General features: G+C 71.2%; 16 protein-coding genes. 10 read left to right on the top strand and 6 right to left on the bottom strand.

Annotated features, from left to right (window positions below; all coding sequences use genetic code 11):
• Positions 1-17: 17 nt before the first annotated feature.
• The 4 genes from HV824_RS23695 to HV824_RS23680 all read right to left on the bottom strand — a co-directional run bounded on the left by HV824_RS23695 (position 18) and on the right by HV824_RS23680 (position 6,744).
• A complete protein-coding gene (locus HV824_RS23695; protein WP_176424287.1) occupies positions 18-2,351 on the bottom strand; it encodes a serine/threonine-protein kinase in 2,334 nt (777 codons plus the stop codon).
• A gap of 130 nt (positions 2,352-2,481) precedes the next feature.
• A complete protein-coding gene (locus HV824_RS23690; RefSeq protein WP_176418640.1) occupies positions 2,482-2,868 on the bottom strand; it encodes a hypothetical protein in 387 nt (128 codons plus the stop codon).
• Positions 2,869-2,976: 108 nt separating this feature from the next.
• Entirely contained in the window at positions 2,977-5,943 is a 2,967-nt protein-coding gene (locus HV824_RS23685; RefSeq protein ID WP_176424286.1) for a choice-of-anchor D domain-containing protein, read from the bottom strand.
• A gap of 156 nt (positions 5,944-6,099) precedes the next feature.
• Positions 6,100-6,744, bottom strand: coding sequence for a phosphatidylcholine/phosphatidylserine synthase (locus HV824_RS23680; protein ID WP_176418642.1), 645 nt, complete (start codon positions 6,742-6,744; stop codon positions 6,100-6,102).
• A gap of 233 nt (positions 6,745-6,977) precedes the next feature.
• On the opposite strand from HV824_RS23680, the gene HV824_RS23675 reads away from it, so the two are divergent.
• Positions 6,978-9,401 carry a penicillin acylase family protein gene (locus HV824_RS23675; protein ID WP_303623438.1) on the top strand — a complete coding sequence of 808 codons (2,424 nt, stop codon included), beginning with the start codon at positions 6,978-6,980 and terminating at the stop codon, positions 9,399-9,401.
• Between the two features lie 215 nt (positions 9,402-9,616).
• On the top strand, positions 9,617-10,063 hold the full coding sequence (locus tag HV824_RS23670) for a DofA protein (RefSeq protein ID WP_176418644.1): 447 nt from the start codon (positions 9,617-9,619) through the stop codon (positions 10,061-10,063).
• Here the strand turns inward: HV824_RS23670 and HV824_RS23665 are convergent.
• Positions 9,991-10,851: a ThiF family adenylyltransferase gene (locus HV824_RS23665; RefSeq protein ID WP_255208287.1), complete on the bottom strand. Its 861-nt coding sequence runs from the start codon at positions 10,849-10,851 to the stop codon at positions 9,991-9,993. The two genes, HV824_RS23670 and HV824_RS23665, sit on opposite strands and share 73 nt — an antisense overlap.
• 567 nt (positions 10,852-11,418) lie before the next feature.
• On the opposite strand from HV824_RS23665, the gene HV824_RS23660 reads away from it, so the two are divergent.
• Positions 11,419-12,759 (top strand): hypothetical protein, encoded by a 1,341-nt coding sequence (locus HV824_RS23660; RefSeq protein WP_255208286.1) that lies wholly within the window; start codon positions 11,419-11,421, stop codon positions 12,757-12,759.
• 10 nt (positions 12,760-12,769) lie between these two features.
• Here the strand turns inward: HV824_RS23660 and HV824_RS23655 are convergent, their stop codons facing one another.
• Positions 12,770-14,560 (bottom strand): sigma 54-interacting transcriptional regulator, encoded by a 1,791-nt coding sequence (locus tag HV824_RS23655; RefSeq protein ID WP_176424285.1) that lies wholly within the window; start codon positions 14,558-14,560, stop codon positions 12,770-12,772.
• A 211-nt stretch (positions 14,561-14,771) separates the two neighbouring features.
• Between HV824_RS23655 and HV824_RS23650 the strand changes: the two genes are divergently transcribed.
• The 7 genes from HV824_RS23650 to HV824_RS23620 are packed head-to-tail and all read left to right on the top strand — an operon-like array spanning position 14,772 to position 23,683.
• On the top strand, positions 14,772-15,380 hold the full coding sequence (locus tag HV824_RS23650; RefSeq protein WP_217917669.1) for a 4Fe-4S single cluster domain-containing protein: 609 nt from the start codon (positions 14,772-14,774) through the stop codon (positions 15,378-15,380).
• Positions 15,377-16,453, top strand: coding sequence for a hypothetical protein (locus tag HV824_RS23645; protein WP_176418647.1), 1,077 nt, complete (start codon positions 15,377-15,379; stop codon positions 16,451-16,453). The genes HV824_RS23650 and HV824_RS23645 overlap by 4 nt, the downstream gene beginning before the upstream one ends.
• A complete protein-coding gene (locus HV824_RS23640) occupies positions 16,450-17,016 on the top strand; it encodes a hypothetical protein (protein ID WP_176424284.1) in 567 nt (188 codons plus the stop codon). Before HV824_RS23645 ends, HV824_RS23640 begins: the two co-directional genes overlap by 4 nt.
• A complete protein-coding gene (locus tag HV824_RS23635; protein WP_176418649.1) occupies positions 17,013-19,133 on the top strand; it encodes an AAA family ATPase in 2,121 nt (706 codons plus the stop codon). Before HV824_RS23640 ends, HV824_RS23635 begins: the two co-directional genes overlap by 4 nt.
• Entirely contained in the window at positions 19,126-19,392 is a 267-nt protein-coding gene (locus tag HV824_RS23630; protein WP_176418650.1) for a hypothetical protein, read from the top strand. Before HV824_RS23635 ends, HV824_RS23630 begins: the two co-directional genes overlap by 8 nt.
• Complete coding sequence (locus HV824_RS23625; protein WP_176424283.1) at positions 19,392-22,664, top strand: hypothetical protein; 3,273 nt, start codon at positions 19,392-19,394, stop codon at positions 22,662-22,664. Before HV824_RS23630 ends, HV824_RS23625 begins: the two co-directional genes overlap by 1 nt.
• Positions 22,661-23,683, top strand: a complete 1,023-nt coding sequence (locus HV824_RS23620; RefSeq protein WP_176424282.1) for an AAA family ATPase — start codon at positions 22,661-22,663, stop codon at positions 23,681-23,683. Before HV824_RS23625 ends, HV824_RS23620 begins: the two co-directional genes overlap by 4 nt.
• The last annotated feature ends 170 nt before the right edge of the window (positions 23,684-23,853 follow it).

The raw sequence follows: 23,853 nt of genomic DNA, 5'->3' as shown, positions 1-23,853 counted from the left end.
AGCATCCAAGGCATGTGCTATTCGAACTTCACGCTCACGACGTTGAGGTCGATGGGCTTCACCTCGATACGTCGACTGAGCGTCTTCTTGAGGTCGGGGTTGACGAAGCGGCAGTCATAGCTGCCCACGCGCAGCTCCACGGCCTCGAAGGGCGTTTCGCCCATCCGCTTGCCACCGCACGTCACCTCCGCCCATGGATGCACGACGAAGCGCACCCGGGCCAGTCGCCCCTCCTGCCGGGGCTCCGGCCGGGCCGGCCGCTCGCGAACCACCGCCGCCACGGGCGCGGCGGTCACCGCACCGGGCTCGGGCTCCAGCGTGAAGCGCGCCACCTGCTCCGCTTCCTCACCCACCGTCACCGTGCGCGTCTGCGCCTGGTGCCGGTCGGCCTCCACTCGCACGGCGACCTGCTGGCCCACCGCCGTTTCGAGCACGACCGGCCGCTCGCCGTGGCGCTGGCCATCCACCAGCACCACCGCGTCCGCGGGCTGCGTCTCGATGTGCAGCCGCACCGGCGCGGGCGCGGCCTCCATGGGAGGATGGTGCACCACGGGCGGGGGCCGCAGCTCTGTCGGCGCCTCGGCCTGCATGGGCACGCGCGCGGGCACCGCGGCCTCCGGGTCCAAGGACACCGGGGTTGGCTCCGTCGAGCGCATCGACCAGAACACCACGCCCACCGCCAGGACGACCAGCAACCCCAGCCCCACCACGTACAGCCACGTCTTGCCGCCCGTCGCCGCCGCGCGGGCCACGGGGCGCTTCGCCGCGCGCGCCATGCCCAGCGACAGCGTGGGGGCGTCCTCCTCGAGCTGCTCCCCGTCCCGCAGCGGAATCACCACTCGCGCGGGCCGGCCCGTGTCCACCATGGCGATGGTGGGCGCGTCCTCCTCCACGACGAACCCCCCTCGTGCCTGCGAGCGCGCGCCGGCGCGGGCATCCACCGTGGGGGCATCCTCGTCATCCACGGGGAGGGCCGGCGCGCCCACATCGAAGCGCCCCGTGTTGCCGAATGGCCGCAGAGCGCCTCGAGGGTCCGTCGGCGCGGCGGCGGCCCCGCCCAGCTTCACGTCCGTCCGGGTCACCGACGCGGGCGCGCGCGCATCCACCGTGGGCGCGTCCTCCTCCACGGGCGGAGGAGGCGGCGGAGGCGCCACGTTCATGCCGGAGCGCGAGGGCCGCTCGGGCTCCACCGCCCGGCGCTGTCCCGTCTGCCGCGGCGCGGGCTTGTCCGGCTCCAGTTCGAAGCGGCCCGTCCGGGACGCCGGTCGCGGGCGCAGCGCCGCCGTCGCGTCATCCTCCGGCGACATCGGCGGTGGACGGGGCGGCAGCGCGGGCCGCAGGCCGGTGCGGCGCGGCGGAGCCTCCTGCCTCGACGCGCCCGAATCCGAGTCCTCGCCCAGCACATCGCCCGCCCGGGCCTCCTCGGCCAGCCGCTCCGCGAAGACCTCCTTCATGAAGGCGGACAGGTGCGCGGACGATGCGGGCGCCTGGTGCGCGCGCAGCCACTCCTCCAGCGCGTGCTGAAGGTGCGCCGCTTCCTGGTACCGGTCCGGCAGCTCCTTCGCGAGCGCCTTGAGGACGATGGCGTCCAGGTCCGCCGGCACATGCGCCGTCACGCGCGAGGGCGGCACCACCCGGCACTCCGACACCGCCGTCAGCGTCTGGATGTCGTTGGGGCGCTTGAACAGGCGCGTGCCGGTGAGCAGCTCGTACAGGACGATGCCCAGCGCGAAGATGTCCGCGCGGCAGTCCACCCGCATGCCCGCCGCCTGCTCCGGGGACATGTATGAATACTTCCCCTTCAGCACGCCAGAGCGGGTCACCGTGGCCTGGTCCGCCGCCTTGGCGATACCGAAGTCCACCACCTTCACCCCACCCTCGAACGTCACCAGGATGTTCTGGGGGGACACGTCGCGGTGGACGATGCCCAGCGGCCGGCCCGTCGTCGGGTCCGTGCGCTTGTGCGCGTAGTCCAGGCCGGCGCAGGCCTCGATGAGGATGCGGCACACCAGCGGCACCGGCAGCGGCTGGCCCATCAGCTCCGACTGCTTCCACAGCCGGCGCAGGTCGTCGCCGTGGATGTACTCCATGGCGATGAAGAAGGAGTCGTCCTGGGCGCCCAGGTCGAAAATCTGCACCACGTTGGGGTGGTTCAGCCGGGCGGCGATGCGCGCCTCGTCCAGGAACATCTTGACGAAGTCGTCGTTCTCCGCGAGGTGCGGGAGGATCCGCTTGACCACCACCCGCTTGTCAGGCTCCGCCCCCTGAGGCCGCGCAAGATAGATCTGCGCCATCCCGCCCGTGGCGAGACGCTTCAGGAGCTGATACCTGCCATAGGTTTCGATGGACACGGCGACCTGACCGGCCCCTAAACAACCACCCTTGGAGTGGCCCCGAGTTCCGGGCGCGGAATGGCCCCGAGCGTAAGCGCACCGGGAAGGAGGGTCAAACCCCCAACTGCTCCGGAAACGGCCTTTGTCGCTATCTCCGAGCGGCCCGCACCTCGCGGGTCTCCCGCATCAGGGTCTCCAGCTCGTCCAGGTGCCGCTTCAGCACTGGCATCAGCACCGGCGCCGCGTCCACCCGGTCGAACAGGTCCAGGACCCGGTCCACCTTCCGCTCAATCTCCCCCGCCCGCGCCGGGCTGATTCGCCGCAGCAGCAGGTCCGCCCCGGCCTCCATCAGCACCCGGGCCACGGCGTCCCGGGAAGCGAGCGGCTCCTCCCTCCGCTGCCCCTCTCCCTTGATGACGCGCAGCCCAGGGGCCCTTCCAGAGGGGCGGGCCGCGCTCGTCATCGTTCCTTCAAAGTCCTGGGAGTTCACCGGGTGCCTCCTCGGCAGCTGCAGGTACGACCTCAGGGTACACACCGCGAGGTGACCTCCAATTTTCTGGTCATCCGCACAGGCGGAAGCAGACCTGTAGCACCGGGGACTGACACCACCGTGGAGGGCCGGATATCCGGCCCTCCGGGTGCGTTACATCGCGTCGCACGAACGGCGGTAGTTGATGGCGATGCGGGTGCCCGCTGGCGGCACGACGTTGAACACCACGCTGTTGGTGGCCGCGTCGTAGGTCCAGCCGGTCGTGGACGGCGTGCCATTCACCATCACCGTCACGCTGCCGGGCTCCGGCAGGTCGCTCAGCGGGAAGCGCTCCTGCGCGGAGAAGGCCTTGTCGCCCACCGCCTGCAGCAGCGGCCGGTAGTCTTCCGCGCAGACGCTCACCACCTCGCCTCCCGTGCGTGAGGTGGCCTGCGAGTAGCGGGTACCGGCGCCGCCCGCCGTCGCGCAGCCCTCGGCCGGCGGAGCGATGGCGTAGAAGGTCGCGCGCTGCGGCTGGTTCTGTCCCTTGAGCTGCTGGGCCCAGTCCACGTAGGTGTCCACCGCGTCGGGCGAGTGGTCATCCTCGTCGCTGACGAACAGCACCACCAGCGCGGCCTCCTCGCGCAGGAAGCCCGCGTTACCGTCGTTGGGCAGCGGCGTGCGCGGGTCATCCGCGCCGTTCACCAGCGGCCGGGACAGCGCGCGGCGCATCGCCTCGAAGCCCTGCTCCACCTCCGCGCACCGGCCCACCTGCACGTTCTGCTGGAGCTGCTGGGCCAGGTTCGGCGTCGCGTTCGTGAGGATGCGCGGCAGCGACTGGTCCACCGGGAAGAAGCGGCCCGCCTCGCCACCCTCCGCGCCGCCCGGGCACGCGTTGGCCGGGTCCGACGGCGTCACCGGGTGGATGCCCGTCGTCGTCACCGCCACGTTGAGACTCACCCCCCGGTCCAACGCCGTCTGCACGAAGGTCGGAATGGCCTCCACCAGCCGCGGGTGCTCCACCGCCATGGAGGCGGTGTTGTCCACCACCAGCAGCACGTCCACCTTGCTGACGTCCTGCTGGACGAAGTTGTCCGTCTTCTCCACCCGCATCGACGACTCGCCCACCAGCGGAACCATCAGCGGCGCCGGCAAGTCACTGGAGCCCACATACAGCGGCGACAGGTTCATGCCCGACACCAGGCCGAAGTACTCCACGCCCACCGTGAAGGCCTCGTTGGGCGGCAGCACGAAGGGGATGGGGTCTGGCAACGCCGACAGCCCGAACTCCGAATCCGTGGTGCCCGGCCCGATCCACACGTCGCTCACAGTCACCGGCGCGGCGCAGGCATTGAGGAAGTTCACCTCCATGGGCTCGGCGGGGCAGTCCGGCCGGGCCACGCCCCAGTCCATGTAGCGGCGCGAGGCCACCAGGCACACCGCCTGGGTGTTGGCCACCAGCGGCACCAGCATCACCGGGTTGGCCGGCTCCATCTGCTCAATCTGCACGGTGCCGGTGAAGTGCCCCCCCGCCACGGGCGCCATGAAGGCCACCTGGAAGCTGAACCAGTCGCCGGGGTACATGATGCCGCCGTAGAGGTCCCCGCCCGGCAGCGTGAAGACGCCGCCGCCGTCGTCCCGCAGGCGGATGTTCTTCACCGGGCACAAGTCGGTGCCGCGGTTCTCCAGCTTGAGCCCCAGCACCGCGCCCTGCGTGGGCGGAATGGTGCCGAAGTCCAGGGCCTGCGGCGTGAGCGCGAGCTCACAGGGCGCGTGCGCCTCCGGGTTGCCGCGGAAGTCCATCTGCACCGTGGCCGCGGAGAAGGCGTTGGTCGTCATCACCAGCGAGCCCTCCGCCGCGCGCAGCTCGGTGGGCTCGTAGAAGACCTCCAGGTTCACCTCGCCGCCGGGCGGCAGCGTCACCGGCAGCGCCAGCGGCGTGTGGTTGAACTGGGGCGCCCCACCCTGCTGCGGCAGCCAGCCCAGCGTGTTGATGGTGAGCCCGCCCTCGTTGGACGCGCCGCAGTTCTTCACGTTGACGATGACGCGCACCTTCGCGCCGAGCGGCTGCGTGCCGAAGTCGTGGAACGACGGGGACACACACAGCTCCGGCGCGCCGCCGTAGCCGCGCAGCTGCACGGGCGTCGTCGGATGGCGGCGGCTCTCCACGTGGTACAGCGCGGTGTCCTGCGCCGCGCCCTGGTGGTCCGGGGTGTAGCGGAACGTGAAGGACCGCACCTCGCCCGGCTGGAGCACCAGGGGGAAGCCGGCGCTGTTGTGGGTGAAGGACGCGTCGCGGCCCTCCAGCGTCAGCCGCGTCACCGTCACCGGCTCGGTGCTGATGTTGCGGATGCTCGACTCGCGCACCGCGTCCCGGTCCACGGGCACCGCGCCAAAGTCCAGGACCTCCGGCTCGGCCACCACCGCGCGCTCCAGCGCCTCCGCGGCCACCTGCACCGTCACGTCCGCGCAGCCGCGGCAGGGCGACACCGCCAGCGCCACCTGCTTGCGGCCCACCCGCACCGGGTGGAACGTCACCATGAGCTCGCGCCCCTCACCGGGCGAAAGCGTCACCGGCTCCACGCTGAACTCGTCGCGGTCCGCGCCCACCAGCCGCGGCGTCACCTCCACGGGCAGCTCCGTGGGGTTCTCCAGGCGCAGCGGCAGCACCTTCGTGGCGTCCGCTTCGATGCGGCCGAAGTCCAGCCGCCGCGGCGACACGCGGGCCCAGGCGTCCACGCCGCTCCCCGTCAGGGGGATGCGCAGCAGCGGTTCGATGCGCGTGTCCGAGCGCACCACCAGCACCGCCGGCTGAGAGCCTTCCGCGGGCGGCGCGAACCGCACGCGCAGCGAGCACGCGCTCCCGGGCTGCAAGCTGTGCGGCCCCTCATGGGTGAACTCGGCGCGGTAGGCCCCCTCCGGGCCCTCCACCCAGACCTCGTTCACGTCAACGGGTGCGCGGCCCACGTTGCGCAGCGAAATCTCCGCTTCGCGCGCATCGAAGATGGCCACCCGCTCGAAGTCGACGCCACTCGGCGTCGCCGTCAGCCGCCCGTCCGCCAGCGCCGAGCGCTCGCGATCCGCGCAACCGACCAGCAACCCCACCACCGCGAGGGCGACCCAGCCCAAGCGCCCTGTCATGGCCCACCCCTTCCCCACTACCGTCAACCCTGGCCGCCGCGCGCCCCACATGGAGGACGGCGGAAGGAACGGTGGCGAAGCTAGGCACCCACTTCAGGGTGGGCAACCAGCCACACATGGGGAACCCCGCGCCCAGGGGTGGGTGGGTGTCCGGTATCAAATCTTCGGAATGCGCAATGTCTTGCTGATCATCGCGCTTCCGCTGGCCACGAACATCAGCGCCAACGGGTGCAGCACCAACGGCCCCAGGCGCCACACACCGCCCCACAGGTCCGGACCGATGCGCCCCGCCCACAGCGCCGCGGCCATCACCATCACCAGCGCCAGGCTGGTGGGAATGGGGGTGCCCTCGAAGTACTTCACCTTCCCCGTGTCGTCCGACAGGTCCGCCGACGTGACGTTGAAGCGCGCCAGCCGGCTGATGCCACACGCCACGAAGTAGAGGAGCGCCGCCACGTCCAGCGAGCCGCGCATCCCCACCGCGAAGGCCAGCGCCGCCGGCGCCATGCCGAAGGAGATGACGTCCGCCAGTGAGTCCAGGTCCGCGCCCAGCGGTGACTTCTTGAAGCGCCAGCGCGCGATGCGCCCATCCATGACGTCCATCACCAGCGCCACCGGCATCAGGCCGAAGGCCACCCACAGCCAGCCCACCTCCCCGGAAGCCAGGTACTGCATGGAGGAGAGGATGGCGCCCGCGCCCGCGAAGCCGTTGCCCAGCGTCACGAAGTCAGCGAGCACGAACGTGCGAATCATCGAGAAGTGACGGCGCGGGCGGCGGGCACGAGACGGCTCGGTCGGCATATGCGCGATTTCCTACCACACCCCTCCCGCTCGGCCGGAAGCTCGTTCTTGCCACACTGCGTTGTGCCCGGTGGTGTGAGAAATCAATCCAGTTTCAGAAACATTTTGACGGTGTGATCAGCCGGTCCCTACGCTCGACGACTGTCATGCACCCCAAACTTCCCTCGCCCCTCCGGCGCGGTGTGCTCCGCCGTACGCGGAGCACCCGCTGGCAGTTCTCCCTTCTCGCAGGCATGAGCCTGCTGTTCAGCACCGCGTGTGGTGACGACGACGACGAAGGGACGCCTCCGGCCCAGACGCCCACCTACGAAGCCACCATCCGCCGCACCGCCCATGGCGTCCCCCACATCACCGGCAAGGACCTGGGCAGCGTGGCGTACGGCAACGGCTATGCCTTCGCCCAGGACCACGTCTGCATCCTCGCGGATCAGATCCTCAAGGTGCGCGGTGAGCGCGCCCGCTTCCTGGGCCAGGGCCCCGGCAGCACCTACGCGGGCAGCGACTTCGCCTACCGCGCGCTGGGCCTCCACGCGCGCGCCACGGAGCGCTTCAGCGCGCAGCCCGCCAACGTCCAGGCCATGCTCAAGGGCTACGCGGCCGGCTTCAACCGCTACCTCGAGGAGACGCCCAAGGATCAGCTCCCCGCGCCCTGCACCGGCGCCAGGTGGGTGCGGCCCATCTCCGAGGTGGACCTGCTGGCCTACGCCTTCAGCGCGGCGCTGACGGGCAGCAGCTACCAGGTCGCCCTGGCCCTCGCCGCGGCCACGCCGCCCAACGTGACGGCGACCGCCATCGGCACGCCGGACCGCGACCACGTCAAAATCCAGCGGCCCGAGCTGCACCAGGTGGGCAGCAACGGCTGGGCCATTGGCCGCGACCGCTCCGCCACCGGCCACGGCATGGTGGTGGCCAACCCGCACTTCCCCTGGGAAGGCGAGCTCAAGCTGTGGGAGAGCCACCTCACCGTCCCCGGGGAGCTGGACATCTACGGCGTGGGCCTGCTGGGCGTGCCCGCGGTCCTCATCGGCTTCAACAACGACGTGGCCTGGACGCACACCTTCTCCTCCGGCCAGCGCATGACGCTGTACGGACTGCGCCTGGTGCCGGGCAAGCCGACCTCGTACTACTACGACGACGAAGAGCGGGAGATGACCTGGAAGGACATCACCATCCTCGTCCTGCTCGACAACGGCACGCTCGTCAACGTCACCCGCCGCATGTACAGCAGCCACTACGGCCCCATCATCTCCATCCCCGGCACCGCGGAGTGGACCGAGCAGACCGCGCTCACCTACCGGGACGCCAACCTGGAGAACGACACCCTGCTGGCGCAGTTCATGGGCATGAACCAGGCCGGCAGCCTGGCTGAGTTCAAGGCCGTCTACGCGCGCGAGCAGGGCATCCCCTGGGTCAACACCATGGCGGCCGACCGCGCGGGCAACACCTGGTACACGGATGCCACCCCCACGCCGAACCTGTCGCCCGTGGCCCTGGCCACCTGGAACGCCGCCCGCCAGGGCGCGGACCTGGCCACCACCGCCATCTGGCAGCAGATGGGCCTGGTGCTGCTCGACGGCAGCAACAGCCAGAACGAGTGGCAGGAAGAGGCCGGCGCCCGCAGCCCGGGCCTGGTGCCCTTCAGCAAGGTGCCCAAGCTGGACCGCACCGACTTCGTCTTCAACGCCAATGACAGCTACTGGCTGGCCAACCCCGCCGCGCCGCTCAAGGGCTTCTCGCCCCTGCACGGCCTGGAGGACGTGCCCCAGACGCCGCGCACGCGCCTCAACGCCGTCATGCTCACCGAACAGGTCGAAGGTGGCGCGTCCGGCGCGGACGGCCTCTTCACCCGCACCGAGCTGCAGGACGCCATCCTCAACAACCGCGGCATGATCGCCGAGCTGCTCATCGACGACGTGGTGGCCCGCTGCACCGGCCAGACGACGGTGCCCTATGGCGCTGGCACCGTGGACATCAGCCAGGCGTGCGCGCTGATTGCCCAGTGGGATCGTCGCTATGACGTGGACAGCGTGGGCGCCATCGTCTGGCGCGAGTTCGCGGGCGCGTTCACCATGAGCGAGCTGCAGGCGAGCCCGGCGCTGTACGCCACGCCCTTCGACCCGGCCAACCCCATCGCCACGCCCCACACGCTGGCGCCCGCGCCGGCCCAGGGCACCGACCCCGTCCTGACGAAGCTGGCCCAGGCCGTGGACACGCTGACGCGCGCGGGCCTGGCCCTGGACCTCCCGCTGGGCCAGGCGCAGTTCACCCCCCGCGTGAGCGGCGAGCGCATCCCCATCCACGGCGGCGGCAACTACGACGGCGCGGCGAACATCGTCAGCTTCGGCACGCTGAAGTCCACCACGCCCAACGCCGAGTCAGGCACCGCCACGCGCACCGTGGTCAACAGCCGCACGGCCCTGGCCAACGGCGGCTACGTCATCAACAACGGCAGCAGCTTCATCATGGCCATGGAGTTCACGCCCACCGGCGTGCAGGCCAGCGCCCTGCTGACCTACAGCGAGTCCAGCAACCCGGCCTCGCCGTACTACGCGGACCAGACGCGGCTGTTCTCCCAGAAGCAGTGGCGGCCCATCCTCTTCACCGCCGAGGAAGTCGCCGCCGCGCCGGGTGAGCAGATCACCCTCATCGGCAACTGACGCACCCCGCCGGCCCCCGCTTCGTCGGGGGCCGGACACCTCGCGGCCCGGCGGGGCAATGTCGGGCCGCGGATGTCCGCCCTCCAGTCTGATTCCGTCTGCTCCCGGGACGCGCGCCAATGGGTGCGCAGACCGCCAGGCGCCGCCGTTCGTTCCTGGCGAAGGGGCACCGGGATTTCCCGGTGGAATCACCGAGGCAGCAGCAGGGGGACATCATGGCCACATCCGTCTACAAGACCGCCATCATCGGCAGAGTGTTCTTCCTCCGATGGGAGGCGCCACCCAGTCAGGAAGAAATCCACACCGTCTTCCAGCAGATGAAGGGCGCGCACGAGCAGCTCCAGCACCCGCTGGTCCTCGTCGCCAGCCTCTCACCGAAGTCGTCCGTGCCCAACTCAGAGCAGCGGCGCAACCTGTCCACCTTCCATTCGGACGCGCGCCCCCTCTTCACGGAGATTCACGCCATCGTCGAAGGCAATGACCTGCAATACAACCTGCAGCGGGTCATCATCTCCGGCATCAACCTGGTGACGCGCACCTTCGACGAGGCCTTCCACCGCGTGCACAAGCACGCCGACCTCGTCGCCCCCTACCTGGGCAAGAGCCTGGGCGTGGACGGCGTGAAGGTCATCGAGGAGGCCCGCTCGCGCGGCGTGGTGTGAGCCTGGGCGACGGTGCCCCGGACGAAGCGGTGGTCGAAGAAGTCCACGTAGAGGTACTCCGGCCACGACACCATGGACCGGGGTCCCCGCATCACCGCGCGCGTCAGCTCCGTCACCATCATCCCCGCCGCGCTCGTCGCGCCCACCACGCAGGTGGGCGCGTGGCCCCGGCCCTGGTAGCACGCGTCCATGTACTCGCGGAGCATGTAGCTGCCCAGGTGGGGGATGATGGCCGGCAGGTCGATGCGCCCATCCGGCAGGAGGTAGAGCGCTTCGTACAGCGGCGCGTCCGGCTGGAAGACGTGCAGCGCCGCGCCAAAGCCCAACATCAGCCCCGTCATCGCCGGCACCCCACGCTGACGGCAGGCGCGGTGGAGCACCTGCTTCTCACACGCTCCCGCGATGTCGATGACCTCCACCACGTAGTCCACCGGGCCCAGCCCGCCGCCTCCGCCAAGCACGTCCTCCACGTTGGCCGCGGTGATGCCCTCCAGCACCTCCCGCAGCCGCAGGTTCGGGTGGATGTCCCGGCACATCCGCCCCACCACCTCCACCTTGGCGCGGCCCAGCGTGCTCTCGAAGCAGCCCACCTGCCGGTTCATGTTGTGGCGCTCGTAGACGTCGAAGTCCGCCAGCGTCACGCCGCCGAACCCCAGCCGCGCCAGGTCCACCGCGCACTGGCCTCCCGCGCCGCCCACGCCCGCCACCAACACATGCGTGCGTGACAGCTTGTCCAGCGTCTCCGCATCCACCACGCCCAGACTGCGCTGGAACCGCTGCTCGACCATGGGCCGCCTCGCGTTGAAGTCTGGCTTTCATGTGCCCCCCACCCAGGAGGGTGGCGAGCGCCCCATGGGCGCGTGTGTTCAGCACCCCTCCCACGTCACCTGGTGCCGTTCGGACCCCGTCAGTCCTCCCGTACTGGAGCGCTAATCCGCTCTTGCCCGTTCTGGTCGCCTGTGGTCATTTGCGCGCGCTCGTCACCCAAGCCTCTCAATCCCTGCCGGGTTCCTCGTGACGCCCCGGAAGCCGCACCGGTGATGCGCGGGCTTCAGTGATGAAGCACGCGCCGAAGTCCCCCACCTGGCAGGGGATGTCAGAGGTTCGATCCACAGTGGCATTCACCCATGAAGTCCCTGCCTGGAGAACACTCCAGGAGTTACAGGGGTTTGGTGATTGGCGTGAATTCTGCTCGGGGGGGCGACACGTCAGGGGCGTCATGGGCCGGCGGTAATTCGACTCCCCCGAACATCTTCAGCCGATCCGAGGTCTGTATGCGTTCCGTGTTCTTCCTCTGTGTCTCGTTGGCATGTCTGTCGTTGGCTCGAACCGCCGAAGCGGCCCCCTCTGAGGACATGCGACAGGCTGTCTCACGGGCCGCGGCGCTCCAGGGCGTGGCGCTGGCGGAGGGCGCGCCGGTCAGCGCCGCGTTCCTGGGCTCCAGCAATCTGGGAGGCGGTGAGCGGGTGGCGCTGTTCGGCGACGTGGCCCACTACCGCTACCGCCTGCAGGTGGGGCCGTCGCGGCATGACGTCGTCACCCTGCACCGGGTGGTGCGGGAGGACGGGGCGTGGCGGCCGGCGCGTGCGACGCGCGCGGTGTTCATGGTGCACGGCGACGGGTGGGGCTTCGAGGCCGCGTTCCTCTCCAGCGTCGGCTCCGCGTTCGTGCCGCCCGAGCAGTCGCTCGCCGCGTACCTGGCGAAGGAGGGCGTGGACGTGTGGGGCATCGACCTGAGGTGGGCGGGCGTGCCGCGGGACACGCGGGATTTTCGCTTCATGAAGCACTGGACGCTGGAAACGCACGCGGCCGACGTGGGCGTGGGGTTGGGCGTGGCGAAGCTGCTGCGGCTCGCGGGCGGCAACTTCCAGGGCCCCCTGCACCTGCTGGGCTGGAGCCGGGGCGCGGTGGTCGGCTACGCGTACCTCAACCGTGAGGCCCGGCTGCCGCGCGCGCTGCGCCAGGTGGACGGCTTCATCCCCATGGACATGGCGGTGCGCTTCTCGCCGCGGGACGCGCAGCAGCAGGCGTGGGCGTGTGAGCGCTACGAGGTGCTGAGCAATGCCCGCCAGGAGGGCCAGCTGGAGGGCGGCCTGCTCGGGCCGGCGCCGGGCATCATGCTGCAGGCCATTGGCCAGCTCGCCGCGGCGCAGCCGGCCGCGCCGTCTCCATTGGTGATGGAAGACATCTTCGGGCCGGGCACGGGCGTGCCCACCAACCGCAAGCTGGCCGTGGTCGCGGCGGGCGCGACGAGCGTGCTCTTCGCGCCGCTGCAGCCCATCGTCCCCGCCTACCACTTGATGGGCAGCACGCCGGACGCCCTGGGCCTGCCGGAGCAGCTCTCCTTCACCCGCGAGGGCTACCTCTTCGAGTTCGGCCAGCGCACCGCCCCGTACCAGAGCATCAACGAGGTGGTGGAGACGGAGGCGTGGGCTTGCGGGAAGAGCGTGCCCTACGACGACCGCCTGCACGACGTGAAGGTGCCGGTGCTGTACGTGGGCGCCGCGGGCGGCGTGGGGCGCTACGGCGAGCACAGCCTCACGCTGCTGGGCAGCCGGGACGTCACCCGGCTCAACGTCAGCACGCTGCCGGAGGCCGCGCGCGCCCTGGACTTCGGGCACGCGGACCTGTTCCTCGCGGATGACGCGCGCGCGCGCGTCTGGAAGCCCATTCTCCAGTGGATTCGCACCCACTGAGGCAGAGGGCCTAGCTGTCTGCCTTCCACAAGCCGTGGCGCCGGGCCCGCCGGCCCAGCGTCACCGGGTCCATCCCCAGCGCCACGGCCGCGCGCCGCAGCACCCCGCCGTGGCGCTCCAGGGCCTCGCGGATGAACTCCCGCTCCACCCGCTCCAGCCGGGCGCGCAGTGAGCCATCCCCACCCGGCTCGCCGCGCAGGGCCAGGGTGGAGCCCAGCACCGGCGGCAGCAGCCGCCGCGACACCACCTCGCCCGGGCGGGAGAGCAACACCGAGCGCTCCATGACGTTGCGCAGCTCGCGCACGTTGCCCGGCCAGCCGTAGGCCCGCAGCGCGTCCACCGCGTCCGGCGCGATGCCGCTGGCCGAGCGGCGCAAGGTGCGGTTGAACAGCTCCAGGAAGTAGAGCGCCAGCTCCGGCACGTCCTCTGGCCTGTCCCTCAGCGGCGGGATGTCCACCGTGAAGCTGTTGAGCCGGTAGAAGAGGTCCGCGCGGAAGCGGCTGGCGCGCACTTCCTCGCCCAGGTCCTTGTTGCTGGCGGCCACCACGCGCACGTCCACGTGGCGCACCTGGGTGCCGCCCACCGGACGCACGTCCCCCGTCTCCAGCACGCGGAGCAGCTTCGCCTGGAGGTTGGCGGTGGTGTTCTCGATTTCGTCCAGGAAGATGGTGCCGCCGTTGGCGAGCACGAAGAGCCCGGGGTGGTCCGCCACCGCGCCCGTGAAGGACCCCTTCACGTGGCCGAACAGCTCGCTCTCCAGCAGCGTCTCCGACAGCGCGCCGCAGTCCTGGACCACGAGCGGCACGTCCCCCCGGCCACTGAGCCGGTGGAGGATGCGCGCCAGCACCTCCTTGCCCGTCCCCGTCTCGCCCTGGAGCAGCACGGCCACGCGGTGGGGCGCCACCAGGCGCACCAGCTCCATCACCCGCTGCATGGCGGCGCTGCGGAAGCCCACCTCGTCCCCGCCGCGTCCACCGGGGGCGGGCGGCAGCTCCTGCGACAGCGCGCGCTCACGCAGCAGGCTGCGCTCCAGCTCCAGCGCCATGCGCCACTGTTCGGTGCGCACGCCGTGCTCGCGCCCCGCTTGAAGCACCGCCTGGTGCATGGCCTCCCGCGTGGGTGAAGGCCCGAGCGCGCGGAAGATGCGCCCGGCGTTGAAGAGGGCCACCAGCCGCTCCGACGCGGCCGGCGCGCAGTAGACGATTCGCGACGCCAAATCACTGGGCGGCCCCGCGCCAGAAGGGTCCGCGTCCGCGCGGCCGGCGGCCAGGGACTCCACCAGGGACAGGGCCTGCTCCTCGTCCTGGCCGCACACCACCAGGCACGCCGCGTCCCCGCGCGTCACCAGCGCGTGGGCGTCCGACGGGCTGGCGGCGAAGTGGAGCTTGGCCACCCCCTCCAGCGCGGCCGTCACCGCGCGCGCCTCCGGTTCGGTGGCGAAGGCCACCACCACCTGGAGGTGCGACGAGGCGAGGTAGCGCGCCAGCTTCACGCCGTCCGCTTCCTCGAAGGCGCGGAAGCTCACGCCCATGGCCGCCACCGCGCCGGACGCGTCGTGACGCCAGCGCACCACGCCGCGCACGCGGATGTGCTCACCGGAGTCCGGAAGGGAGAACGACAGCTCCACGTCCTCGCCCTCACGCGGCCCGTCGGACGGCGTGTGCGGCGTGGCGATGAGCCCGATGCCCGTCTCACTGATGTTGACGGCCCAGCACCCATGGAGCGCGGGCTGCGTCACCACCTTCACGTACAACGGCTTGCGTTCGCTTCGAGGGGCGTGGGCGGACACAGGCCGCGTCATGACCACCACAGTCTACTTGAGGAATGAAGCGACGCTGACAATTTGCGACGCGGGAAGATTCGCCAGCCATCACTCGACCTGGATGTAGGTACAGGTCATGAATGACCGGGCGGCGGAAGGTATCAACAAGCAATTGAGCCCGTCTCGCGGCATGTGACACGCCCTGGCGCTCCCCCTGCCCCGCCGCTGCTGGCATGCTGGGGCCGTCTTCATGGCCATCGAAGCAGGCACCTCCCGCTCCGGCCCCACGCTCCGGATTGCCCAGCGAGTCCCGCGCACGGAAGCGGAGGGCCCCGGTGTGCGCTACGCCCTCTGGGTCCAGGGCTGCTCCCTGCGCTGCCCGGGGTGCTGCAACCCGGAGATGTTCGCGACCGAGCGCGGCACCGTGGAGACGGTGGAGGCCCTGGCCCGGCAGGTCCTGGCCACGCCCGGCATCGAGGGCCTCACCCTGCTGGGCGGCGAGCCCTTCTCCCAGCCCGGGCCCGCCGCGGCGCTGTGCGAGCGCGTCCGCGCCGCCGGGCTAAGCATCATGGTCTTCACCGGCCATACGCTCGCGGAGCTGCGGGCCCAGGCGCGCGGCGACGTGGACCGGCTGCTAGGGGCGGTGGACCTGCTGGTGGACGGCCGCTTCGAGGCGGACCAGCCGGAGACGGCACGGCGGTGGATTGGCTCGCGCAACCAGGTGATGCACTTCCTCACCGGCCGCTACTCGCCGCACGACGCGTGCTTCACCGCGCCGAACACGGCGGAGGTGCACTTCGTCGGCGGCAAGCTCGTCATCAACGGCTGGCCCGCGCTCGCTGACCGGTTCCGTCCATGATTCGCGTCGCTCCGTCCGAGCTCGAGCTGCTCACGCTCGCCCGCGCCATCGCCGGCCTGGGACAGTACGCCCCCGTGGAGGACCTGCTCCGCAACCGGCACGCCGTCCCCGCGAAGTTCAGCCCCGGCGCGATGCACGTCCTACGGGACACGCTCGCCAAGGGCGGAGTGCTCGCGCTCGCCCGGTGCGGCGGCTGGCGCCAGCAGCGCACGGTGCGCGACGGGCAGGCTCGCGCCGGCCGGCTCTGGGAGCGGCATGCGCCGCCCGCCCTGCGCTTCTCCCCCCTCACCTTCCACGTCCTGAGGTGGCTGCTGGAGCAGCCCCTGACGAAGCACGGGGCCATGCCGCTGGAAGTGGACGCAGCGCCCACGCTCGCCGACGAGCTCTTCCTCTATCTCTGCTGCCGCCTGGTGGCGGGCACCCCCTGCGCGCCGGCCCTGGGCGCCCAACGCCTCTTCCGCCGCTCCGCGCTCTGCTGGCTGGGCTTCCCGGAGCAGTTCGGGACGCAGCGCCCGGAGCTCGATGCCGCCGCCTTCGCGCCGCTGCTGGCGGACGGCGCGTGGCTGCTGGAGGCGCTGCGGCTGGAGCTCGTGCGGCGTTGGCGTGGGTTGGAGGAGTCCAAGCGCCACCTCGCGTCCCCCGGAGAGGCGCTGGCCCTGGGCGCGGCGCAGGAGGCCGTGCTCGCCGCGTTCCTCGACGCGGTGGATGGCGCGGGCAGAAGGGACCTCGCGGGCTTCCTCCTCGAAGCGGCGCGCCCCCTGCTGGAGCAGCCCGCCACGCGCTGGGTGGAGGGGCTGTCTTCCACGGCGACGTTGTCCTCTCGGGCCGAGGCGGCCCGTGCCGCCGCGGCCTTCCTGCGCGCCCTGGGCCGCCTGTCACGCTGGGACGCGGAGCACCGCGCCGTGCGCTTCTTCGACGACGACTACGACGCCGCCCAGCACCTGCTGTCTGAATGGAGCGCCTTCGGTGAGGCAGGCTTCCGCCGCGCCGAGGACCATGCCCGGCAACTGACGACCGCCCTCACCAGCGCCTCCGCCGCACCTCCACCTTCCTCCGCCGGGAGCGCTTCATGAGCCGCGCCTACCGAGTCTCCGTCTCCGAGTCCCTCAACCGCGTCGTCCAGGCCGAGGACGGCCTGTGCTCCAAGCTGGAGCTGCTCCCGCTCCTATCGCGCGAGGAGCTGGCCGGGCTGCTCGCGGCCGAGCTGGCCAACCGCGGCTTCACGCAAGAGGGCGACGTGGCGCTGCGCACGGAGGCGGATGGCGTCCGCGTCGCCATTGACGTCACCACCGGCGACGTCAGCGTCACCCTCAGCGGCGAGCAGGAGGTGGAGCTGCAGGCGCGCGGCGAGCTGGCCGTGGAGCGGCTCGACGAGGTGGAGCAGGCGAAGCTGCGCGCCCAGGACCTGGCGCGCGCGCGGCTGGAGGACGCGGCGGACGTCGCCACCGACAAGCTGCGGCAGCAGGTCACCCAGCGGCTCGAAGGTCGGTTGCGCGACCTCAAGTCGGAGCTGGATGCCATCTCCAACAAGGTGACGGCGGAGGCGCTCAAGGTGCGCGCCGGGCAGCTCGGCACCATCGAGGAGGTCCACGAGGACGCGGCGACGGGCTCGCTCACCATCAAGGTGCGCGTATGAGTCAGCGCATCCCCGAGGAGTCTCTGCCGACGGAGCTGTCGCCCTTCGCCGCCGTCGAGGCCGCCTACCCCTCCGAGCTGAACCGCGTCTGCGAGGCGCTGCTGCGCGGGCTGCCCGTCATGGTGGAGGCGGACAAGGAGCTGACGCCTTACTTCTACAAGTGCCTGCGCGACAGGCTGAAGCAGGACGGCAAGCAGTTCCTCTACCTGGACGGCCGCACCGCGCAGGAGCCCCCACCGGGCATGCCCGCGCCCAGCATGATGGCCACGCTCATCGCGCAGCTCCGGGACGCGGTGCGCGGCGCGGTGCGCGAGCGCATCGTCGTGTTGCCCCACCTGGACCTGCTCACCACCAGCACCGGCGGGCTCACCAGCGAGGCGCGCGAGGTCATCCCCCTGCTGTACGAAAACCCGGAGATGCTCTGGGTCGGCTTCAAGGACCCGTCCTTCGCCGTGCCGCGCGTCATCGAGAACCTCTTCCCCCACAAGGAGAGCATCCTCGGCGTGGGCAGGGACAGGCTGCGCTACCTCATCACCCAGCGCGAGTGCCGCAAGTTCGGCAGGGGCCTGCAGCCCTACGCGCTCTACAAGCACGTCTCTGGCGTCAACGCCGTGCGGCTGCGCCGGCTGCTGGGCGCGATTACTGGCGAGGACTACCCCGCAAACCCGAAGCCCGCGTATGCGCAGCTGCGCTCGGCCACGCTCACCGGTTCGCTCAGCGTGCCAGAGCTGGAGCTGCACACGGACATCGGCGGCTACGCCAAGGTGAAGCAGCGGCTCCAGCAGGAGCTTCTGGACGTCCTGTCGCACAAGGACACGCTGAGTGACGCGGAGGCGGTGAAGCGCGTGGAGGCGCTGCTGCCGCGCGGGATGATCTTCTGGGGCCCTCCCGGCACCGGCAAGACGCTGTTCGCCAAGGCCATGGCCTCGGCGCTGGGCGCGGCCGTCCAGGTGGTGAGCGGCCCCGAGCTCAAGAGCCGCTGGGTGGGCGAGAGCGAGGAGAACCTCCGTCAGATCTTCGTCCGCGCCCGGCAGGCGGCGCCCAGCATCATCATCTTCGACGAGTTGGACTCCTTCGCGTCGGCGCGTGGCACGTACACGGGCTCGGGCGTGGAGCACTCCATGGTGAACCAGCTCCTCACGGAGATGGACGGCTTCCGCAAGGAGGAGCTGGTCTTCGTCGTGGGCACCACCAACTTCGTGGAGTCCCTGGACCCCGCGCTGCTGCGCCCCGGCCGCTTCGAGTTCCAGCTCTGCATCCCCTACCCCAACAGCGCGGACCGGCGCGCCATCCTGTCCATCTACAACCAGAAGCTGGGACTGGAGCTGACGGAGCGCGCCCTGGACTACGCGGTGAAGCGCACGGGCGACCGCGTGGAAGGCACCGGGACGCGCTTCTCCGGCGACCACATCCAAGCGCTGTGCCGGGCGCTCGCGCGGCGAAGGCTGCGCGAGGGCGTCCAGGGCCCCACCGAGGCGGTGGACGTGGAGCGCGCCCTCACGGAGTTCCTGGACCGACCGGAGCTCACGCCCACGGAGGAGCGCGTGGTGGCCACGCATGAGGCGGGGCACGCGGTGTGCGCCCTGTTCTGCAAGCACGCGCCCGCCATCGACCGCATCAGCATCCGGGGCGACCTGGCGGGCTCGCTGGGCCACGTGCAGTACGCGGACCCGGCGCACCGGTACGTCGTCACTCGAGGCCAGTTGCTGGACAGCATCTGCATGCTCTTCGGCGGCCGGGAGGCGGAGGACCTGCTGTTGGACGACCTCTCCCTGGGCAGCGCGCACGACCTGGAGCGCGCCACGGAGATCGCGCGCGAGCTGGTGGAGGACCTGGGCATGGGCGGAGACGGCGTGCCCGTGCGCCGCTTTGATGCTCCGGGACGGCAGGCGGACCGGCATGCCCTGTCCGACGCGACGCGGAGCACGCTGGAGGCCGCGATACAGGAAGTCCTCGCCGTCCAACGGGCCCGGGCCCGGGATATCCTCCAGCGGGAGAAGGAGCGGGTCGTGGCCCTGAGGGATTTGCTCATCGAACGCAAGGTGTTGGACCGCGAGGCCTTCACCCACCTGGTGCCCGCGCCCGTGGCACCGAAGAAGGAGCCCGCGCTTGGCTAGCCTCATCCTCCGCCTCCAGGTGGACCCGGCGACGGGCCGCAAGGACGTCATCATCCAGTACGAGAGCGACGCGGACGCGCTGCCCATGGAGCACGAGGACGAGCACCGTCGGCTCGTGGACTCGCTCATCCAGGGTGGCACGCTGAAGGCCTCAGAGCTGGGCCGCGTCATCGTCGAGCGCGACACGCCAGCGGGCAAGACGGCCGAGCCCAACTCCACCGCCGAGGACGCCTCCGAGAAGGTCAGCCAGAAGGCCTGATGTCCATGCTCGTCTTCACCAGTGAGGAAGCGCTCCACCTGGCGCTGACCTCCGGACTCGTCCCCGCCGAAGTCCAGGCCGCCCCCGCCCGCTACCACCGGACGCCCGACGGCGCGCTTCACGTCCTGCCGGAGGTGATGCCCGCGAAAGAGGTGCTCGCGCGCCTCGCGTCCCTGGGCGTGCAGGAGACGCGGAGCCGCGCGAAAGAGGCCACACCGGTCCTCTGCTGGGCGGAGCTGGTGTCGTCGCGGCGCGCGCCGCTGGAGACCGCCCCCACCGGCCCGGTGCTGTTCCTGCCCCCGAGCGCCGACGCGCTCCTTCCCTTGGCGGGCGAGATGCTGCGCCTGGGGTGCGACCGGCAGGAGGTGTGCTTCGCCCAAACCGCGGAGGGAAGCGGACAGCGGGCCTTGCTGCGCGCGATGGCGCCGCCCTACTTCACCCTCACCCGCGCGCTGGACGCCGCGGGCCCGCTGCGCGCCTTCGTTCCCGCCGTCCCAGGGCAGCTCTCCGTCTGGGTCGAGGTGGGCTACACGCATCCGCTCGCGCGCACGCTCCAGGCGCCTGTCGGGACGTTGCTGCTCATCCGCGGCGAAGGCCCCTGGCTGACCGCGCCGGACGGCCCGTGGACGGACCTGTACCAACACACCGACCTGCGGCTCCCAGCCCCGGGCGAGGACTGGACACCCGCGCCCACGCCGGGCCGGCTGACGGTGCCGCTGCGCCTCACGCGAGCCGCGCGCATGGAGCCCGCGAGCCTGTGGGTGCTGCGCGAGAATGCGCTCGCCCAGGTGGAGTCCCTGGTCCACACGTTGCCGGAGCCGCTGCTCGCGCAGCTTCGCTTCGCCGTCACGGGACCAGCGGAGGCGCCGTGCATCGTGCTGCGTGCGCGAGCGGGCCGGGAGCGGCCCCCGGAGCTGGGCCTGTCGGGCATGGCCTACGCGCCGCTGCCGCAGCTCGCGGACCTCTTCCTCCCGTGTGACGGACTGTTGGAGCCACCCGTGCGCCGGGACCGCCTGCGCGCGCTGCTCGTCCCCCAGGCCGACACCGTGACGTGGCTGCATCCCACCGGGGGCGGTGGGTTCCGCGCGGAGCGGCTGCCGGAGTCCGCGTTCGAGCCGCTCGACACCTGGGTGGACTACGTCGTGGATACCCACGCCGACGCACTCATGCCGTGGGTCCGGAGCGCCAGCTTCGACTTCGCCGCCTTTGAGGCCGCGGAGGGTGAGTGGCAGAGCGCGGCCCGCGCGGTGCAATCGGACGAAGCGGCGGACCGGAGCTCGCGCGGCACGCGCCGTGGCCGCAGTGAGGAGCCAACCTCCTCGGTGGCGCCCGCGAGTCCTCCGCCCATTGTCGCGGTCCGCGTCGCTCAGCCCGTGCCCACCGGCGCCCGCCTGGCGCCGCTCACGCCCGCGCAATCCAACGCGGTGGAAGAGGAGCTGGGTGCGCTGGAGAAGTCCTTCCTGGCCCTGGAAGTGCCCGCCGACTCGCCGCAGCGGCAGGAGCTCTGGACTCGCATGGCGGAGCTGAACGGACGGCTGGGCCGCAAGCGCGAGGCAAGCCTGTGCTGGACGCGCGCGCTGTGGTCCGCGTCCGACACCGAGACCACCGAGCTGGTACGGCGCTGGGCTGATTCAGAGAACGAAGGAGGCGCCTCCCCCGCGGAACGGATGGCGTCACCCGCGCCCACGGGTGATGACGTGCGCGGCGTCGCCAGCAGCCTGGTGCGCGCGGTGCGCGTCCCGGGTGCGCCCGTGCCCGTCGACGTGGCGGCACTCCAGCGATGGCTGGACCGGCATGACGCGGAGCTCGACGTCCGGACGCTCTGGCTCACCCGGACGGCGCTCGACACGCTGGCGGGGGGTGATGCGCTCGGACTTGCACGCGCGAGCGACCGGGTGCTGGAGCTGCTTGAGCGAGGCCTGTCGCTCGCCAGAGACGTGCCCCGCTTCCTGCGAGCTGGCACTGATTCGGCGCAGGTGCCCCGTGTGGTGGCGCAGCTCGAAGCCCTGCTGGAGCGCTTCGAGCACACACCTCGCCGCCGCTCGTCCATCGAAGCGGCGCCCGCGCTCACGCTCGCTTATGTCCGCTACGTCTTCGCGGTGGGGCTCGCGCGGCTCGGGCAGGCGGACCGTGCGCGGACCCTGGCGTCCGCGGCGGAGGAGGCGGTCGACACGAAGGAGGCCATCCACGGCTTCCTCTCCCGTGCCTACGGTGCGCGCGTGGCCCAGGCCCTGGAAGGCCAGCCGCCCGAGACACCGCTGCCCTCCGACATCGCCGCCGAACTGAACGCCCTGAGCACGTTCCAGCGGTACAAGGTGGACCGGCTGCGGCAGGCCTCGGTGTTGCTGGAGCCCAGCGAGCGGCTCGACCCCGCGAGGGCCTTCGGGCGCGGCGCGCGGGACTTGCGCGGCGAGGAGTTCGCCACCCTTCGCGACTTGAAGGATCCGGCGCAGGTGGCCGCGCAGGTGGAGACCCTTACGGCCCGGGCCACCGAAGCGACGCTTCCCGCCGAGGAACGGCAGCGGCTCATCGGAGGCCTGCTGGACACGCTGCCCCGCGTCGCTCCGGCGCGCGCGCTTCCACTCCTGAACCGGCTCGTCGCATCCATGGAAGCGCTCCCCGGTGAAGCCCAGGCGGTGATGCTGGGTGATGCGCTGACGCTGGCGGCCCTCTTCGGCCGGGCGGACCACGCGATGACGCTGGCGGCGCGGCTGCGCAAGGTACTCACGGCGCTGGCCCCCACGTCGCCCGCCTGGAGTCGGGGCATCCTGGGAGTGATCCTGCGGGGCCTGCGCCGGGTGGGCCTGTCACGCGAAGCCGCCGAGTTGGTGGACGCGGCGCAAGAGCGCCTGACGGGCCCCAAGACACCGCTGACGGCGAGGCTCGGCGTGGCGGCGGGCCTGTCCATGCAGGGGCGCACGGCCGAGGCCGTTGACGTGTTCGACGCCGCCTTCGAGTCACTGGGCGCGGCGAAGGGAGGACTGCCGGAGCGACTGACGCTGATGCGCAGCCTCGCGAGCGCGTTGGCACACGCCCCCGTGGAGCTGGCGCTGCCGGGGCTGGCGCGCATCTCGGAGGGGCTGCCCATCGTCACGGACAGCTACAACACCAACAGCCACTTCTGCCTCTCCGTGGTGGAGCTGGCGGACGCGCTGGTGCAGGGCCACGTGGAGGTGGCGCAAGGCACCGGAGCGCGCGCGCGAAGCTGGCTGGACGAAGACGAATTCCTGGTGCGACGGCGCATCCATCGGGAGCTGGAGGAGCGCACATGAGCAGTCATCCCGCCATCTCCGAGCTGACGTTCGACACGCTCGCCCAGGAAGCCCACGGCCTGCGCGAGCGCCTCAACCGCTTCCGCCTGGCGCTGGGCCGTCACTTCGTGGGCAAGCAGACGCTGGTGGACCTGATGACGGTGGCGGCGGTGGCGCAGGAGCCGCTGCTGCTGGTGGGCCCACCGGGCACGGCCAAGTCGGACCTCGTCCTCAAGTTCCGGGACGCGCTGCGCATCCCCGACGAGGATTACTTCGAGTACCTCCTGACGCGCTTCACCGAGCCGTCGGAGGTGCTGGGTCCCATCGACATCAACCTGCTGCGCCAGGGCCGCTACATCCGGCGCGAGGGCGGCAAGCTGCCCACGGCGAAGCTGGTGTTCCTCGATGAGGTGTTCAAGGCCAGCTCCGCCATCCTCAACGCGCTGCTCACCGTCATCAACGAGCGCAAGTTCTACCAGGACGGCGCGCCGCAGCCGGTGAAGCTGAAGGTGCTCTTCGCCGCCACCAACGAGCTGCCCGAGCACGCCGAGCTGGGCGCGCTGAAGGACCGCTTCTGCCTCAAGGCCGCGTGCCGCCCGGTGCAGGACCGCTACTTCCTGGAGCTGCTGGACTCCGGCCTGGATTCGCAGACGCACCGCGAGCTGAACCAGAAGCCCTGGGCGGAGGGCCACGCCACGCTGGACGACCTGCTCAAGGCCCACCGCTACCTGACGCTGATGATGGGCAAGCGCGAGACGGGCCCGGACGGCCGCGAGCTGCGCGACCGGGACCTGTTCTTCCGCGACGACCTGCTGCGTGAGTTCCGCCGCGTGGTGCAGACGCTGACGCGCGAGGACGGCGTGTTCATCAGTGACCGCAAGCTGGTGAAGCTCTACCGCCTGCTGCGCACACGAGCGTGGATCTTCCACGGCGGCGCGGTGGAGCGACAGGACCTCCAGCTCCTCTCGTACCTGGGCGAGACGCGGGAAGAAATCGACCTGCTGGAGGAGAAGGTGCCCCGGCTGCTGGGCCTCTCGTGAGTCGCGGATGAGCACGGAGCTGAGAAGCCCCCAGGACACGGAGCGCTGGCTGTGCGCGGGGCTGTGCCTGATACGGCACGAGGACCTCACGGCCGACGCGTTGACCCCGGCAGTGCCGTATCAGGCACAGCCCCGCGCACAGCCAGCGCTCCGTGTCCTGGGGGCTTCTC

Source organism: Myxococcus sp. AM009 (genome assembly GCF_013372605.1).
GTDB lineage: Bacteria > Myxococcota > Myxococcia > Myxococcales > Myxococcaceae > Myxococcus > Myxococcus vastator.
The sequence above is the reverse complement of the archived record's forward strand: the minus strand, read 5'-3'. Positions and strand labels throughout refer to the sequence as shown.